3 protein-coding genes are annotated in these 1,646 nt (G+C 40.1%); 1 reads left to right on the forward strand and 2 read right to left on the reverse strand.

The features are described 5' to 3' along the window. A partial coding sequence (locus ACTHS3_RS12540; protein ID WP_440368083.1) for an LOG family protein occupies window positions 1–240 on the forward strand: 240 nt, incomplete at its 5' end. A gap of 96 nt (window positions 241–336) precedes the next feature. Here the strand turns inward: ACTHS3_RS12540 and ACTHS3_RS12545 are convergent. After that, complete coding sequence (locus ACTHS3_RS12545; RefSeq protein WP_070606441.1) at window positions 337–828, reverse strand: surface-adhesin E family protein; 492 nt, start codon at window positions 826–828, stop codon at window positions 337–339. Window position 829: 1 nt separating this feature from the next. Next, window positions 830–1,477 (reverse strand): hypothetical protein, encoded by a 648-nt coding sequence (locus ACTHS3_RS12550; protein WP_070606445.1) that lies wholly within the window; start codon window positions 1,475–1,477, stop codon window positions 830–832. Window positions 1,478–1,646 lie beyond the last annotated feature (169 nt).

Genomic DNA, 1,646 nt, shown 5'->3' on the forward strand with positions numbered 1-1,646 from the left:
GTCGCAATACATCATGTGGGAATCCGCCCGATTATCTTAGTGGGCAAAGCATTTTGGGCGGGACTGTTGGACTGGATACGCGAGCAGTTGCTGGGCAGAAACCTGATTTTGGAAGAGGATTTAAACCTGATCCGCGTCATCGACGACGAAGACGAAATCATCGAAGAAATCTTCGCCCATTACGAAAACCGCTTGGAAGACTTGTCCGAACACCAAAATGCTTGGTCGCTGGGGCTGTAAAAAACTAAGGTTTCAACTAAAAAAGGGCGGTTATCCCACCTGCCCTTGCTTCATTAATAAAGGCCGTCTGAAAATGTTTTCAGACGGCCTTGAGATTTATCTTTTCCGACCTTTCTTTTGTTCCATTTTATCCAACGCTTTTCCCATATCTTCTAAAGCATTCGGATTACCACCAAAATCATGGCCGCCGACACTACACACAGTAGCAGATAGTATACTCATCGTCGAAATCTCTTTCATTTCAAACCGTTCAGATTCCCTTGGGATCTCATGCAATAATTTCCCTTTTCCAAAATGACGACTGTATAGCTTTACCGGCTCCGGATTCATAATATCAATCCTGTTCAGACAATCCAGATAGTGCTTCTCTATCATGGAAGTACCTGCCAAATTTTTATTCGTATCATCAAAATTAGTTATCACATCATATACTAACAAATTTGGATTGTGAGGATGATTTTTGATACTTTCCATATCTGCATAAACACGACTCTGAGCACCCTCCAGCATCGGCAAAAATCTTGGCTTATCGGCAAATACTGAGATTGGTAAACAAATTGTCATCAAAAAAACAGCTAACTTTTTCATTTTACTTTCCCCCGATTAGATCAAGTCGTTCACGACGAATCAGTTTATCATTCGGATAACCCTGAATAGTACAGATAAGAGAAGTTTTACCGTCACTCTCTTCCAATATCAGCGATTTTTCTACTGTATTTTTTGCAGGCATCGAACCAGACGTTGCTTGCATATTTGGCTGCCAACGCAAAGACTTATGACTATTAATAATAATTTGCGGAGAAGTCACAAAATCCTCTCCCATCGGTTTCAATCCCCATTGAGGGAACTTTGCTACCACATCAGCAGCCCGAGCTTTTTTAAGCTCGAACCCCCAGAAATAAAAAACAGGATTTTTACCCGTCTCATTAACCGGCAGTTCCGAATATTCTGCCGAAAAACTACTAAAATGTATGCCGTTTACTATTATCGGTTTATTGAAGATAACCTGTCTTTTCCCATCTTCATCGGCACTACCTAACTGAAAACGTGCAGTCTTTCCTACTTTCTCAATCGGAGCATATTTACTCAATTGCTCCTGCTTGTTTTTCAAGATATCAAACATAGATGCATCACATTTTACAAATGCATTCAGCAACTCTTCTTCCGCACTTCCTGCCCATGCATTGGTTGTAAGTGCAAGTACAGCCATACTCAAATATTTGATAGATCGTTTCATATTGTCTTTCTAAAGTTAGCGTAGATTATCGTTGAATTACCCAACCATTTTAATTCATGACATCAAATTAAGCACGATATAAATTATTGTTTTTTTCAGACGGCCTTTTATCTTCTTTCAAAGCGTTTAATTGTTTTCCCACTCGACATGCTCACTCAAGAAGCCGCCG

Source organism: Neisseria sp. P0009.S007 (assembly GCF_051962515.1).